13 protein-coding genes are annotated in these 14,451 nt (G+C 69.3%); 3 read left to right on the plus strand and 10 right to left on the minus strand.

The annotated features are described in order from the left end of the window. Nucleotides 1–172: 172 nt before the first annotated feature. The gene (locus ABD810_RS29425) at nt 173–742 is read left to right on the plus strand and encodes a GtrA family protein (RefSeq protein WP_344947648.1); all 570 of its coding nucleotides are present in this window, start codon (nt 173–175) and stop codon (nt 740–742) included. Here the strand turns inward: ABD810_RS29425 and ABD810_RS29430 are convergent. From ABD810_RS29430 to ABD810_RS29470, 9 genes are all read right to left on the minus strand, one after another. Next, nucleotides 726–1,970, minus strand: coding sequence for an ATP-binding protein (locus ABD810_RS29430; RefSeq protein WP_344947651.1), 1,245 nt, complete (start codon nt 1,968–1,970; stop codon nt 726–728). The two genes, ABD810_RS29425 and ABD810_RS29430, sit on opposite strands and share 17 nt — an antisense overlap. 38 nt (nt 1,971–2,008) lie before the next feature. Further along, nucleotides 2,009–2,677, minus strand: a complete 669-nt coding sequence (locus ABD810_RS29435) for a response regulator transcription factor (RefSeq protein WP_030451323.1) — start codon at nt 2,675–2,677, stop codon at nt 2,009–2,011. Between the two features lie 295 nt (nt 2,678–2,972). Then, nucleotides 2,973–3,467, minus strand: coding sequence for a bacterioferritin (bfr, locus tag ABD810_RS29440; protein ID WP_344947656.1), 495 nt, complete (start codon nt 3,465–3,467; stop codon nt 2,973–2,975). 13 nt (nt 3,468–3,480) lie between these two features. Continuing rightward, complete coding sequence (locus ABD810_RS29445; protein WP_344947659.1) at nt 3,481–3,699, minus strand: (2Fe-2S)-binding protein; 219 nt, start codon at nt 3,697–3,699, stop codon at nt 3,481–3,483. A 182-nt stretch (nt 3,700–3,881) separates the two neighbouring features. Then, nucleotides 3,882–4,505, minus strand: a complete 624-nt coding sequence (locus tag ABD810_RS29450) for an MBL fold metallo-hydrolase (protein WP_344947661.1) — start codon at nt 4,503–4,505, stop codon at nt 3,882–3,884. Next, nucleotides 4,502–5,587, minus strand: a complete 1,086-nt coding sequence (locus ABD810_RS29455) for an S-(hydroxymethyl)mycothiol dehydrogenase (protein WP_344947664.1) — start codon at nt 5,585–5,587, stop codon at nt 4,502–4,504. The genes ABD810_RS29450 and ABD810_RS29455 overlap by 4 nt, the downstream gene beginning before the upstream one ends. 84 nt (nt 5,588–5,671) lie before the next feature. Continuing rightward, nucleotides 5,672–6,676 (minus strand): adenylate/guanylate cyclase domain-containing protein, encoded by a 1,005-nt coding sequence (locus ABD810_RS29460; RefSeq protein ID WP_344947667.1) that lies wholly within the window; start codon nt 6,674–6,676, stop codon nt 5,672–5,674. A 33-nt stretch (nt 6,677–6,709) separates the two neighbouring features. Further along, a complete protein-coding gene (locus ABD810_RS29465) occupies nt 6,710–7,222 on the minus strand; it encodes a PH domain-containing protein (RefSeq protein WP_344947670.1) in 513 nt (170 codons plus the stop codon). 102 nt (nt 7,223–7,324) lie between these two features. After that, nucleotides 7,325–8,149: a biotin--[acetyl-CoA-carboxylase] ligase gene (locus tag ABD810_RS29470; protein ID WP_344947673.1), complete on the minus strand. Its 825-nt coding sequence runs from the start codon at nt 8,147–8,149 to the stop codon at nt 7,325–7,327. A gap of 262 nt (nt 8,150–8,411) precedes the next feature. Here ABD810_RS29470 and ABD810_RS29475 point away from each other — a divergent pair, with 262 nt between their 5' ends. After that, complete coding sequence (locus ABD810_RS29475) at nt 8,412–10,661, plus strand: FdhF/YdeP family oxidoreductase (protein WP_344947676.1); 2,250 nt, start codon at nt 8,412–8,414, stop codon at nt 10,659–10,661. Further along, nucleotides 10,658–11,620, plus strand: coding sequence for a formate dehydrogenase accessory sulfurtransferase FdhD (fdhD, locus tag ABD810_RS29480; RefSeq protein WP_344947679.1), 963 nt, complete (start codon nt 10,658–10,660; stop codon nt 11,618–11,620). Before ABD810_RS29475 ends, fdhD begins: the two co-directional genes overlap by 4 nt. A gap of 122 nt (nt 11,621–11,742) precedes the next feature. Here fdhD and ABD810_RS29485 read toward each other — a convergent pair whose 3' ends face one another. Further along, nucleotides 11,743–14,433, minus strand: coding sequence for a phosphoenolpyruvate carboxylase (locus tag ABD810_RS29485; RefSeq protein ID WP_425566972.1), 2,691 nt, complete (start codon nt 14,431–14,433; stop codon nt 11,743–11,745). Nucleotides 14,434–14,451 lie beyond the last annotated feature (18 nt).

A 14,451-nucleotide genomic window follows, 5' to 3' on the forward strand; every position in this document is an offset into this window, starting at 1 on the left:
TCCATGGCATACCTTTGCGATCTGCGCGGCAGCCTAGCGCACCACCTCCGTTACTGGCTGTGAAAAACCGGATATCTCCGGAAATAGTGTTTATCGTGAGGTCGCGCTACCAGACCCGAGCCCCACCGCAGCACCGGTAACCTGAAAGGCCTGGAACCGAGGAAGGACTGTTGTGCAGCTTATTCTTCGCCTGTATGACAGGTTCTCCGCGCTCTTCCGTGAGCTCGCCAAGTTCGGCACGGTCGGCGCCGTCGCCTTCGTGGTCGACTTCGGCGGCACCAACCTGCTGCGGTACGGAGTGCACCTGGGGCCGCTGACCTCCAAGGTCGTCGCGACCGTCTTCGCCGCCACGCTGGCCTACCTCGCCAACCGCTACTGGACCTGGCGGCACCGCGAGCAGTCGGGCATGGCCCGCGAATACTTCCTGTTCTTCGTGCTCAACGGCATCGGCCTGCTGATCTCACTGCTCATCATCGGCTTTGTCGAATACACGCTCGAAATACGCGACCCGCTGAGTTACAACATCTCTCTGATCATCGGAACCGCTCTCGGCACGCTGTTCCGCTTCTGGTCGTACAAGAAATGGGTGTTCCTGCCGCCGGATCTCCCGCCCATCGACCCGCACACCGGGCTCCCCGAGACCACCGAGAGTTCCCACAGCGCCCCGCACGCCCCGCCGGCCCCGCCCGCCCCGGAGACCGCAGACCCTGCCCGGGTGAACGGCATCACGCGGGGCCGCTGACCACGCGGTGCCGCGCGGTCTCGTCCGCGGGCCGCAGGAACAGCGCGAACACCGCCGGTCGCGGCCGTATGAGCTCAAGACGACCACCGTCGGAGGCGGTCAGCGCCCGCGCCAGCGTCAGCCCGAGCCCCGTCCCTCCGGCGCCGCTGACATTGCGGTCGAACACGCGGGCGCGGATGTGCTCCGGGATTCCCTGGCCCCTGTCGGCGACCTCGATCACGATGGACTTGTCCGAACTGCCCGTCGTGATCGTCACCGGGCCGTCGCCGTGCTCCAGGGAGTTCTCCAGCAGCGTCGACACCACCTGGCTCAGCCCGCCCTTGCTGACGAGCGCGCGCAGGCCACGGCTGCCCTCGAGATGGAGCGAGCGCTTCGACCTGCGGAAGGCCGGCTCCCACTCGGTGATCTGCTGCTGGAGCACGTCGTCCACGCAGATCGCCTCCGCCTGCGCATGGCGCTGCCGCCGGGCGGCGGCGAGCAACTCGTCGATGACGGCCGTCAGCCGCTCGGCCTGGATGATCGCCGCCTCGCCCTCCTCACGCACGATCGCGGGCTGGGTGGCGGCGGCGACGATCTCCTCCAGCCGCATGGTCAGCCCCGTGAGCGGCGTACGCAGCTGGTGGGAGGCGTCGGTCGCGAACTCCCGCTCCCGGCTGAGCAGTTCGGCGATGCGGGTGGCGCTGCGGTCGAGCACCTCGGCCACCCGGTCGAGCTCGGGTATGCCGTAGCGATGCCTGCTCGGCCGGGCGTCCCCCGAGCCCAGCCGCTCCGCGATCCTGGCCAGATCCAGAAGCGGCAGGGTGAGCCGGCGTGACTGCACGACGGCGAGCGACACCGCGACCGCCAGCGCGAGCCCGGCCAGGGCCACGATGAGCGTGAGCCATCCCCGGATGTTCCGCTCGACCTGTGCTCGGTCTCGCGTTATCCGGACATAGACCCCACTCTCGGAGTGGGTCTCCTCGGTCATCTGCCGATCGGGGGGCGGCTCCGTACCGACGATGACCGTCGGGCTGTTGCGGATGAAGATCTGGACGTACCTGTTGGGGTACTGCCGCTGCAGCTCGCCGGGATCGATGGGCCGATCCTCGATGCGGGCGTATTCGACCTGGCTGAGCAGCAAAGTCGCCTGTGCCCTGAGCTGCTGGACCGCCTCGTCGTTGATGAGGCGGGTCACCACCAGTCCGAGCGGGACACCCAGGAGCAGGACCGCGATGGCCGCGACTACCAAGGTCGAAGAGAGCAACCTACGGCGCATCTAGCTATGGGCTATTCGCGCTCGAATCGGAAGCCGACTCCACGTACCGTGGTGATGTAACGCGGCTTGGCGGCGTCGTCCCCCAGCTTGCGGCGCAGCCACGAGATGTGCATGTCGAGAGTCTTCGTCGAACCCCACCAGTTGGTGTCCCATACCTCCCGCATGATCTGCTCGCGGGTGACGACCTTGCCGGCGTCGCGGACCAGCACACGCAACAGGTCGAATTCTTTCGTGGTCAGATGCAGCTCCTTGTCTCCCATCCAGGCACGCCGCGAGTCGGCGTCGATGCGCACGCCCTGGACCACGGGGGTCTCAGAGGTGCCGCGCCGCAGCAGCGCCCGTACGCGGGCGAGCAACTCGGCGAGCCTGAACGGTTTGGTCACATAGTCATCGGCCCCCGCGTCGAGGCCGACCACGGTGTCGACCTCGTCGACACGAGCGGTCAGAATGAGCACGGGCGTACCGTGCCCTTCGGCGCGGATGCGGCGGGCGACCTCCAGGCCGTCCATTTCCGGTAGGCCCAAGTCAAGCACGATGAGGTCGACGCCCCCAGACAGAGCCCTTTCCAGGGCCTGCGGGCCATCGGGGCTCACCTCCACCTGATAGCCCTCTCGGCGCAGCGCGCGCGCCAGGGGCTCGGAGATCGAGGTGTCATCCTCGGCGAGAAGTACGCAGGTCATAAAGCGATCGTAGGACCTTAGGCGATCGTTTCCCGGGTACAGCGCGCGGTTTGACTCGTCGTTGACCCACCAATTGACCTGGGCAAAGACGGCGAAACAGGGATGACCCCTCCCGCACTACCTGGTACCCCAAGCGCCCCAGGCGTATCCACGCGGAGCCGCCCCGACACGCCGGGGACATCGGAGAGTACACGGGGACACGCCGAGGGCGAGACGGTCTGTGATGATGTGTACCGTACTCGCCCGATAGCGCGGGCCGCCGTCTTCTAGGACACCACGAACGTCGTCGAAGCGACTACGCATCGGAGTCCGTGCCTCCGGGAACGTCCACGAAGCGCTGGAGGTAGAGACCCTCACCAAGGGTGGCCAGCAAGTGGAGCTCGGTGTCGAGGTAGTCGATGTGGTGCTCTTCGTCCTCGAGGATGGTCTCGAAGATGCGGGCGGAGGTCACGTCGCCCCGCTCCCTCATCAACTGGATGCCGGGACGCAGGCGCTGGACCACGTCGAGCTCCAGCCGCATATCGGCCTCCAACTGCTCCTTCACGGTCTGCCCGATGTGCAGCGTGCCGAGCCGCTGGTAGTTCGGGAGGCCATCCAGGAAGAGGATGCGGTCGGTGAGCACTTCCGCGTGCCGCATCTCGTCGATCGACTCCGCCCTGGTGTAGGCGGCGAGCTTGGTGTATCCCCAGTGCTCCTGCATCTTGGCGTGCAGGAAGTACTGGTTGATGGCGGTGAGCTCAGAAGTCAGCTGCTCGTTGAGCAGAGCGATGATTTCTTTGTCCCCCTGCATACGATCCCTCGTTCTATGCGATTGCGACAAGTTCCTCAGATCGCTTCAGGATCGCACAGATCTTCCGGACGCATGTCGCGCAGTCCCTCCCCGCCCCGGTGATGTCACGGATCTGGCGTGCGCTCTTCGCACCTGCGGCGATACACGCATGAACGTCATGTTCGGTCACAGCCTCGCAGACGCATACGTACATGGCGTGGACAGCCTTTCGCAGGGGAATAAGGTAAGGCATGCCTAAGATAACGCATGCTTCTTAGGTCTGCCTATGTGAGCTGTACAACACTGACGAGGCCTTCACCGCGAGATAGCGGGACCACAGCGTCGTTGACCTGGCTCTTCCACCCTCCTGTCACAGGAGGTACCTCCAGGAACACGGCAAGGCCGGAGAATCTCCGGCCTTGCGTGCTCTGCGGGTCAGTGTCCGCGCGCGATCCACTTCTCCAGGTCGGGCGCCTCGGCGCCGATGCTGGTGGAGTCGCCGTGACCGGTGTGGACGACCGTCTCCGGAGGCAGCGCCAGCAGCCGGTCCCTGATCGAGCCGATGATCGTGTCGAAGGACGAGTACGACCGCCCGGTCGCGCCCGGCCCGCCCGAGAACAGCGTGTCACCGGTGAAGACCACGCCGAGGTCGGGAACGTGCAGGCTGACGGCCCCTGGAGCGTGGCCGGGAGTGTGGAGCACGCGCAGGGCCGTGCCCGCCATCTCCAGCACGTCCCCGTCCCGGAGCGGCTCGTACTGCCGCGCCGTGCCGTACTCCATCTCCCACAGCACGGCGTCCGCGGGATGCAGCAGGATCGGGGCGCCGGTCGCGTCGGCCAGGGGCCCCGCGGCGTTGATGTGGTCGTTGTGCGCGTGCGTACAGACGATGGCCCTCAACCGCCGATCTCCCACCGCCTCCTGGATGGCCTGGGCGTCATGGGCCGCGTCGATCACGACGACCTCGCGGTCGTCACCCACCAGCCACACGTTGTTGTCGACGTCCCAGGTCCCGCCGTCGAGGGTGAAGCTCCCCGAGGTGACGAGCTTCGCGATGGTCACAGGACCACCACCGAGCGGAGCACCTCGCCGCGGTGCATCTTGGCGAAGGCCTCCTCCACCTGGTCCAGCTCGATCGTCTCGGAGACGAAGCCGTCGAGGTTGAGCCTGCCCTGCAGATAGAGGTCGATCAGCATGGGGAAGTCACGGCTCGGGAGGCAGTCGCCGTACCAGGACGACTTCAGCGATCCGCCGCGGCCGAAGACGTCCAGCAGCGGCAGGTCGAGCGTCATGTCCGGAGTGGGCACGCCCACCAGCACGACGGTGCCGGCGAGGTCACGCGCGTAGAAGGCCTGCTTGTAGGTCTCCGGGCGGCCCACCGCGTCGATCACGACGTCCGCTCCGTGACCGCCGGTCAGCTCGCGGATCGCCTCCACCGGGTCGGTCTTGGTGGAGTTGATGGTGTGGGTGGCGCCGAACTGACCGGCCAGGTCGGTCTTGCGGTCGTCCACGTCCACCGCGATGATCTTGGAGGCGCCCGCGAGCGACGATCCCAGGATGGCCGCGTTCCCGACACCGCCACACCCGATGACGGCGACCGAGTCACCACGCGACACCCCGCCGGTGTTGATCGCCGCTCCGAGACCGGCCATCACGCCACAGCCGAGCAGACCGGCCACGGCGGGCCGGGCGTCCGGGTCGACCTTCGTGCACTGCCCGGCCGCGACCAGCGTCTTCTCCGCGAACGCCCCGATGCCGAGAGCCGGGCTGAGCGGCGTGCCGTCGGCCAGGGTCATCTTCTGCGAGGCGTTGTGGGTCGCGAAGCAGTACCAGGGGCGTCCGCGCAGGCAGGCCCGGCAGTTCCCGCAGACGGCGCGCCAGTTGAGGATCACGTAGTCGCCGGGGGCGACGCCGGTGACATCGGCGCCCACGGCCTCCACGACGCCGGCGGCCTCGTGACCGAGCAGGAAGGGGAACTCGTCGTTGATCCCGCCTTCGCGGTAGTGCAGGTCGGTGTGGCACACGCCGCAGGCCTGCACGTTCACGACCGCCTCGCCCGGCCCGGGGTCGGGTACCAGGACGGTCTGCACCGTCACGGCCTCGCCTTTGCCTCCCGCGATCACACCCTGGACTTCATACGGCATGGTGAGTCCCTTCCTTTATCGAGCTGCACCGGCGTGTGTCGACACGTCGATGGCGTTCAGAATGTTGACGAACCATTCGGGCCGTCAAGAGCGGCGGAGCACGAAGGGCTGCACCAGCCCGAGACCCCGGACCGGTCGCCGCCGGATGCGCTGGATCACGATCCCCGGACTGCCCTCCACCGCGCCTGCCATGCCCGGATCGACGAGCACCGTGCACGGACGGGCCATCGTGGTCAGCCGGGCGGCGAGGTTCACCGTGGTCCCGAAGACGTCGCCCATGGCCGGGAGCACGGGCCCGTACGACAGGCCGACACGCACCTCCCTGCCCTCGTCGCGGATGACGTCGATGAGCTCCAGCGCGATGCGCGCCGCCGTCTCGGCCGTGGGCGCGGTGAACAGCACCTCGTCACCGAGGGTCTTGACCAGCCGGGCGCCGTGCGCGGCGACGACGTCGGAGGTCCTGGCCTCGAAGTTCTCCACCAGCTCCGCGAGCCCCTGCTCGTCCAGCTCGCGCGACACCTGGGTGAAGGAGACCAGATCGGCGAACCCGACGGCCAGGGTCAGGCGCCCCGGCACCGCCTCGGCGGTGCCGTCGACCTTCGTGTCGGTGATCGCGAGCAGGCGGGTGCCGGCCGCGGCGAGCTGGGCGCGCCAGACGTGGACGAGCAGCCGCTCGAAGTCGGGCAGGAGCTTCCGCGAGACCTCCAGGATGCCCGCCAGCTCCTCGTCACCGGGCGGCTCCGCCGGATCGAGCATCGCGCCGATCATGATCTCGGCCTGCCACTGGGCCAGCCTGGCCGTGGTCTGACCGAGGGCGCGGGCCATCCGTACGACGGTCTCCTCTTCGATCAACCCGCTGCCGAGCATGCCGGCCACCCGGCGCAGCGCCTCCACGTCGGCGTCGGTGAAGGCGGGCGTGTCGTCGGCGGGTGTGGCGAAGCCGAGCGCGCGCCAGATCCGCTGGGCGAGCTGGGAGGAGACCCCGGCCCGCCTCGCCACCTCGCCCCGCGTGTGTCGAGGTGCGGAGCCCACGAACAGCCGCTCGATCTGCTCGGCCGTCGGACGTCCCACAGTCTCGGTCTCGCGCATTCTCAGGAGGTTACGCCACGATCGGGGCATATCTCACCTGCCGTCGATGTCCCCGTCGGATGCGTCCTCCACCAGCCGGAACAGCTCCGACCGAACCGTCTGGATCTTGGGAATGTCCCTGAGGTTGATCTCACCCTTGTCCGAGGCCGACTCCACCACCAGGGTGCCGCAGCCGAGCATCCGCTCGATGAAGGTCTGGTCGGAGCTCACGCTGTTGACCTTGGCCAGCGGGATGTCGTCGTCGGACTTGTTCAGGATGCCGGTGCTGATGTTGAACCGGTGCGTCGTAAGCGTGTACGAGGTCGTCTTCCACCGTAGGTAGGGGATGAACGACCAGAGGGCAAGGGCGACCACGGAGACCACGGCGACCGCTATCCAGGCGAAGCGGGCGTACTCGTAGTCCACCGGAATGAAGAACAAGGCCGCGCTCGAAGCGGCGATGACCAGAAGCAGCGCGAAGAAAGGCACCACGAGGCGCTTCCAGTGCGGGTGGAACGAGTGGACGACCCGCTCCCCCGACGTCAGATGATGTTCAGGGAGACCCATGGGGCAAATCGTGGCACGTCGATCTGCCCCACGTCTGCCCCATCTTCCGTGCCGGACCGATGTCCCGCCAAAGCGGGCACTTCCTTGCCCGATTCTTGACGCTCAGGCCGAAGCGGGCCTGATGTGGACCACGTCGCCGACGCTGAGGGCATGGTCGGCGCCTCCGGTGTGGACGATGAGGTGGCCCGACCCGTCCACTCCCGTGGCGACGCCCGTCAGCAGGCGCTCTCCCGGGAGCTCCACCCGGACCTCCTGGCCGACGGTGGCGCTCATGGCGAGGTAGGCCGACCGCAGGCCGGCCGCGTCGGCGTCGCCGTCGGCCGCCACCCAGTCGCGGTAGTGCGCCTCGATCTCACGCAGCACGGCCCTGATCAGGGGATCGCGGTCGGCGCACTCGGCGTCCTCGATGCTCAGCGAGGTGGCGGTGGTGACCGGCAACTCGTCGGCGCGCACCGTCACGTTGAGCCCCATGCCGACGACGACCGCGCCCTCCACCCGCTCGGCCAGCACCCCCGCGACCTTGCGCTCGCCGATGAGCAGGTCGTTCGGCCACTTCAGCCGTACGTCGACACCGGCCACGCGCCGCAGGGCCGACGCGGCGGCCAGCGCCACCAGCAACGTCACCCAGCCCTGCCTGACCGGCGGGACCCCCGGGCGCAGCAGTACGGAGAAGGTGAGCCCCGAGCGTGCCGGGGCGGTCCACACGCGGCCGAGGCGCCCCCGGCCGGCCAACTGGAGCTCCGCGATCAGCACGGCGCCTTCCCGCGCGCCCTCGCGGGCCGCCTGGGCCAGGTCGGCATTGGTCGAGCCGGTGCGGTCGACGACGGTGAGCTGGGACCACAGGCCGCCCGGCCGGACGAGGGCGCGGGTCAGCGCCGCCTGGGAGAGCGGCGGCCGGTCGAGATCGGTGTACGGCGAATCGAGCACCCTTCCATCCTCCTCCTCCTCGCGAAGTGGCACGGCCCGCTTGCCCCGATGACCGGCGAACCCTAGGTAACGCCGCCACAAACTTGACCGTGCCCGGCCGCCACATGGGACCGGTGACCCGGGGATGCGGGGATGCGGGGGGAAGCCGTGGTTAGTCAAAGTTGGGAAAAAGGTGATGCTATGAGTAGGCCGTGCGAACGAGGCGGCAGGAACGTAGGCCGTGCGAACGAGGCGGCAGGAACAAGGAACGGGTGAACGTCCGGTGAGCAAGCGTCTGGACCCTCGGAACTGGGCGAGCTGGAAGCCCTTCGGCATCGGTGAACGCAAGCCGAACAACTACCTGGAGCTGTGGAAGGCCTTCCGGTCGGTCAAGGGCAACCGGCGCTTCGCCTGGCGCATCCTCACCCAGGGCACCTGTGACGGCTGCGCCCTCGGCACCCGGGGCATGCGCGACTGGACTATGGACGAGATCCACCTGTGCAACATCCGCCTGCGGCTGCTCAAGCTGAACACCATGCCCCCGCTCGACCATTCGGTGCTGGCCGACGTCGCCCCGCTGGCCAAGATGAAAAGCGCGGAGCTGCGCGACCTCGGCCGCCTGCCCTATCCCCTGCTCCGGCGCCGGGGAGAGCCCGGGTTCACCCGTGTCGGCTGGGAGGAGGCTCTCGACCTGGCCGCGTCCCGCCTGAACGGCTCCGTCACCGGTGCCGCCGGCCCGCCCGTACGCGGCACGAGGCTCGGCGTCTACCTCACCAGCCGCGGCATGCCCAACGAGAACTACTTCGCGGCGCAGAAGGCCGTCCGGGCGCTGGGCACCAACTCCATCGACAACGCGGCGCGCATCTGCCACTCGCCCTCCACCGTCGCGCTGAAGCAGACCATCGGCGCCGCCGCGACCACCTGCTCCTACACCGACTGGATCGGCTCGGACCTGATCGTCTTCATCGGCTCCAACCCGTCGAACAACCAGCCGGTCGCGATGAAGTACCTCTTCCACGCCAAGAAGGCGGGCACCCGGATCGCGATGGTGAACTCCTACCGCGAACCAGGGATGGACCGTTACTGGGTGCCCTCCAACGCCGAGTCAGCGCTGTTCGGCACGAAGATCACCGACGACTTCTTCGGGGTCAACGTCGGCGGCGACATCGGCTTCCTCAACGGGGTGCTCAAGCACCTCATCGAGAACGACTGGCTCGACAAGGCCTTCGTCGACCGGCACACCTCGGGCTTCGAGGACGTACGGCAGGCCGTGGCCGCGCAGTCGTGGGAGTCGCTGGAGGCGCTCAGCGGCGCGACCCGGAGCACGATGTTCGAGCTGGCCAAGCTGCTCGGCGAGGCGAAGTCGGCCGTGCTGGTCTGGTCCATGGGGATCACCCAGCACTCCTACGGCGAGGACAACGTCCGCTCCATCGTCAACCTCGCCCTGGCCAGAGGCTTCGTCGGACGCGACCACTGCGGGCTAATGCCGATCCGCGGGCACAGCGGCGTCCAGGGCGGCGCGGAGATGGGCGCGTACGCCACCGGCCTCCCCGGCGGCCTGCCGGTCACGCCGGAGAACGCCCGGAAGTTCACTGAGAAGTGGGGATTCGAGGTGCCGGCCACGCCGGGGCTCACCGCGACGGACATGATCGACGCGGCCCACGCCCGGGAGCTGGACGTGCTCATCTCCTCTGGGGGCAACTTCCTCGAGGTGCTCCCCGACCCGGCCTACTGCCGCGACGCGCTGTCCCGCCTGGGACTGCGCGTCCACGTCGACATCGTGCTGTCCAGCCAGATGCTGGTCGAGTCCGAGGGCGACGTCCTCCTGCTGCCCGCGCAGACGCGGTACGAGATGGAGGGCGGGGTGACCGAGACCTCGACCGAGCGTCGCGTGATCTTCTCTCCGGAGGTGGCGGGGCCGCGTCTCGGCGAGGCGTGGCCGGAGTGGAAGATCTTCACCGAGCTGGCGGCGCGCGCCCGGCCGGAACTGGCGGAGAAGATCCGCTATCCCGGGGGCACGCCGCAGATCCGGCGCGACATCGAGGACGCCGTGCCGTTCTACGCCGGGATCGCCGGGCTGAGGAAGTTCGGCGACAACGTGCAGTACGGCGGGCGGCACCTCTGCCCCGGCGGGCGCTTCCCCACCGCCGACGGTCTTGGCCACTTCTCGCCCGTCGAGCCGCCCACGCTCGAACGCCCCGACGGCTCGTTCATGGTCGCCACCCGGCGCGGCAAGCAGTTCAACAGCATGGTCCACGAGCGGCGCGACGGCTTCAACGGCGCCACCCGAGAGGCCGTGCTGATCAGCCCGTACGACGCCGACAGGCTCGGGCTGGCCGACGGCGCCGAGGTGGAGTTGGCGGGTGCCGCCGGCCGGTTCACCGGGCGCGTGCTGCGGGCGCCGCTGACCCCGGGGAACCTGCAGATCCACTGGCCGGAGGGCAACGTGCTTCTGGACGTGTCCCGCCGCTCACCCGACGCACGCATCCCCGACTACAACGCCGTGGTCACGCTCCAGAAGGTCGCCCCATGACCACCGGACACCACCCTCGGCGTCCGGACGACCTCGCGGTGACGGCCGTGGAGCGCGTCCGGCCAGGCCCGACGACGCGGGTGCGGGTCCGGGAGGTGTCCGGCGGCACCGTACGCGACCGGCGGGACGACCTGGCGACCGAGGAGCCGCTGGAGATCCGCATCACCGCCGGCGGCGCGACGCACACCTTGGCGATCACCATGCGAACGCCCGGGGCGGACTTCGAGCTCGCCGCCGGGTTCCTCTCCGGTGAGGGCATCGCGGGGGCGGGTGACATCGCCTCGATCGCGTACTGCACTGATGAGGATCTCCCGCCGGAGGCCCGCTACAACACGGTCACCGTACGGCTGCGCGGACCGGTCCTCCCCGACCTGCCCACAATGCACCGACATTTCATGACATCTAGCGCCTGCGGGGTCTGCGGCACCGCCAGCCTCGACGCCCTGCGCACACGCCAGACGTCCCTGAAGGAGACACGCGCTGTGTCCACGGAGGACACACGCCCGGTCCTCACTGAGGTGACGCCCATGCGGGCGCTTGCGCCGGTCGCGGCCGAGGTCCTGTACGAGCTGCCGCAGCGGTTGCGGGAGGCTCAGGGGATCTTCGGCAAGACCGGTGGCCTGCACGCCGCCGGGCTGTTCGCGCCCGACGGGACGCTGCTGGCCGTGCGTGAGGACGTCGGGCGGCACAACGCCGTGGACAAGCTCGTCGGCTGGGCGCTGATGTCCGAGCGCCTGCCGCTCAGCTCGTACCTGCTGCTCGTCAGCGGCAGGACCAGCTACGAGATCATGCAGAAGGCCCTGGCGGCGGGCGTGCCCATGGTCTGCGGCGTGTCCGCCCCGTCCTCCCTCGCCGTCGACCTGGCCAGAGAGTTCGACATGACCCTCGTCGGCTTCCTGCGAGGAGAGCGCTTCAACATCTACGCAAGACCTGAACGCATCAAGGTGGCGCCCGCATAAAGATCACCTCCGTCGCCGACACCCCTGACCGGGATGAGCCACCGGCACACCCGGACCCAGCCCACTTCACCACTCCATCCGCGCTCCGCGTGCCGGGCACTGGGGCGGGGAGACGACGGAGACTAGCCGGTGTTCTGGAGGCCGGCGGCGACGCCGTTGACGCTTAGGAGGAGGAGGGTTTCCAGGCGTTCGCGTTCCTCGTCGGAGAGGGTGTCCTCGGCCCGGAGTGCCGACAGGGCCCGGAGCTGCAAGTGGGACAGTGCGTCGACGTAGGGGTCGCGGAGCTGGACCGCCAGCGAGAGGACCCTCCGGCTCTCCAGCAGCCGTGAGTGGCCGGTGACGGCCAGGACGAGCTTGCGCGTGAGGTCGTACTCGGCCAGTACCTGGTCGGCGAAGTCCTGCCTGCCGCCGAGGGCGAGGTAGCGGGCGGCGATCTGCCGGTCGGTCTTGGCCAGCGACATCTCGGCGTTGTCGAGCAGCGAGGCGAACAGCGGCCACTCACGATAGGCCTGCCGCAGCTCTTCCAGGCCGGGCCCCGGCTCCTGCCCGGCTCCGGCCTCACCGGCCACGGCGAGCAGGCCGCTGCCGAGGCCGTACCAGCCGGGGAGGTTGACGCGTGTCTGGGCCCAGGCGAAGACCCACGGGATGGCCCGCAGGTCGTCCAGCGACCGGGGTGCGCCCAGGCCGCGCCGGGCGGGGCGTGAGCCGAGCCGGAGCGAGCCGATCTCCTCCAGCGGACTGACCAGGCCGAACCACTCGGGGAACCCGGATGCCTCGGTCAGCGAGCGGTACGCCTGCTCGGAGGCGGAGGCGACCCGCTCGGCCAGCAGGCGGAACCTGGATGCGGCCTCGCCGGTGCGCGCCTCCACCGAAGGGGTGGACGCCAGGAGCACGGCGTTGGTCACCTGCTCGATGTGCCGCAGGGCGATCGCCGGGTGGCCGTACCGAGCGAAGATCACCTCACCCTGCTCGGTGACCTTGAACCGGCCCGCCACCGATCCGGGCGCCTGGGCGAGCACGGCCCGGTTGGCGGGGCCACCACCCCGGCCGAGGGCACCGCCCCGGCCGTGGAAGAGCGTCAGCCGTACGTCGTTGGACAGCGCCCACGCCGCCAGCTCCGCCTGCGCGTCGTAGAGCTTCAGCGTGGCGGCGGCCGGGCCGAGCTCCTTGGCCGAGTCGGAGTAGCCCAGCATGACCTCGAGACGGCGCCCGTTGGCCGCCAGGCGCTTCTGGACCGCCGGCAGGCGCAGCATCCCGGAGAGGACGTCCGCCGAGTTGGCGAGGTCCTCCCCGGACTCGAAGAGCGGCACGACGTCGAGCACGGGGGTGCGGGGGCCGAGAGCGTGCTCGGCCAGCTCGTAGACGGCCGCGATGTCGTCGGCCGACCGGGTGAAGGACACCACGTACCGGGAGCAGGCCCTGACGCCGAACCGCTCCTGGATCCAGGCGATCATGCGGATGGTCGCCAGGACCTCCTCGGTGCGCTCGGACGGCGTGCCCGCCCGGATCTCCTCCAGCGCCTGGGCGTGCACCTGGGAGTGCTGGCGCACCTCCAGCTCGGCGAGGTGGAAACCGAAGGTCTCGACCTGCCAGATCAGGTGCTGGATCTCCCCGTACGCCTGCCGGGCCGCCCCCGTGGCCACCAGGGAGGCCTGGCAGAGGCGCAGGTCGCGCAGCAGGTCGTCGGGCGAGCGGTACGCCAGGTCGAGGTCGCGGCGCCGGGTGGCGGCGATCCTGGCGGCCACGAAGAGCAGCCACTGCCGGTGCGGCTCGCGCGGCGAGCGTTTGCCCAGTTCGGCCGCCAGCTCCGGATGATCGTCGACCGCCCCGGCCAGCGCGTCGCGCAGTTCCTTGCTGGGCGTGCCGTAGAGGGACGAGGCGGTGAGGGTGCGGCCGATGCGGGTGGCGGCGTTCTCCAGGGCGGTGAGCACGTGCTCGGCCTGGATGAGCACGGCCTCGCGGGTCACCCGGGCGGTGACGTTGGGGTTGCCGTCGCGGTCGCCGCCGATCCAGCTCCCGTAGCGGATGAAGGCCTTGGCCTGCGGCTCACGCGTGCCGCTGCCCTCGGCCAGGGCGGTGTCCAGCGATCGGTAGATGCGCGGGACCGTGCGGAACAGGGTCTCGTCGAACGCCGACATGGCCGTGCGGACCTCGTCGAGCGGGTCGAGCTTGGTGTGCCGGAGCTGGGCGGTGCGCCACAGCAGGTCGATCTCCTCCAGCAGGCGGCGGTGCGCCTCCTCCCGCTCGTACGCGCCCCGGTCGGGGGCGTTGTACTCGGCGAGCTGGACGCTGATCCGCTGGATGGCGGTGACCACCGCTCGGCGGCGAGCCTCGGTCGGGTGCGCGGTCAGCACCGGGCGGAACTCCAGCTCGGCGATCAGCCGTGCCAGCTCGTCGGGGCGCAGGTCGTGCTTCAACGCGCTGACGGCCTGCGCGAGCGACTCGGGCAGCGTGGCCTCGCCAGTGTCTCTGGACCTCAGTATGCGAATCCTGAAGTGTTCTTCGGCGAGGTTGACCAGGTGGAAGTAGCACGTGAAGGCCCGGGCGATCTGCACACACCGGTCGATCGGCCACTCGGCGACCATCGAGGCCACCTCGTCGACGGAGATCTCACGCCTGCGCGCCGCGATCACCGCTTTGCGCAGCCGCTCGACGTCGGCCAGTAGGTCGGGACCGCCGTCCTCGGCGATGACCCGGCCGAGCAGCTCGCCCAGCATGCGCACGTCGGCGCGCAGCTCGTCGGGCATCTCGGAGACGGCACTGTGGCGTTCAACAGGAGAACGGTCTGCCTGCTGTGAAGCGATGGCGGCCATACCAGGAAGAGTATCGAG

Origin of the sequence: Sphaerisporangium flaviroseum, assembly GCF_039537005.1 — a bacterium.
Classification (GTDB): Bacteria; Actinomycetota; Actinomycetes; order Streptosporangiales; family Streptosporangiaceae; genus Sphaerisporangium; species Sphaerisporangium flaviroseum.

Coding starts and splice junctions, on each gene's coding strand:
- ABD810_RS29435 (WP_030451323.1), bottom strand. CDS start 2,677: ATGACCTGCGTACTTCTCGCCGAGGATGACACCTCGATCTCCGAGCCC.
- ABD810_RS29465 (WP_344947670.1), bottom strand. CDS start 7,222: ATGGGTCTCCCTGAACATCATCTGACGTCGGGGGAGCGGGTCGTCCAC.
- ABD810_RS29445 (WP_344947659.1), bottom strand. CDS start 3,699: ATGCCTTACCTTATTCCCCTGCGAAAGGCTGTCCACGCCATGTACGTA.
- ABD810_RS29455 (WP_344947664.1), bottom strand. CDS start 5,587: ATGCCGTATGAAGTCCAGGGTGTGATCGCGGGAGGCAAAGGCGAGGCC.
- ABD810_RS29485 (WP_425566972.1), bottom strand. CDS start 14,433: ATGGCCGCCATCGCTTCACAGCAGGCAGACCGTTCTCCTGTTGAACGC.
- fdhD (WP_344947679.1), top strand. CDS start 10,658: ATGACCACCGGACACCACCCTCGGCGTCCGGACGACCTCGCGGTGACG.
- ABD810_RS29460 (WP_344947667.1), bottom strand. CDS start 6,676: ATGCGCGAGACCGAGACTGTGGGACGTCCGACGGCCGAGCAGATCGAG.
- bfr (WP_344947656.1), bottom strand. CDS start 3,467: ATGCAGGGGGACAAAGAAATCATCGCTCTGCTCAACGAGCAGCTGACT.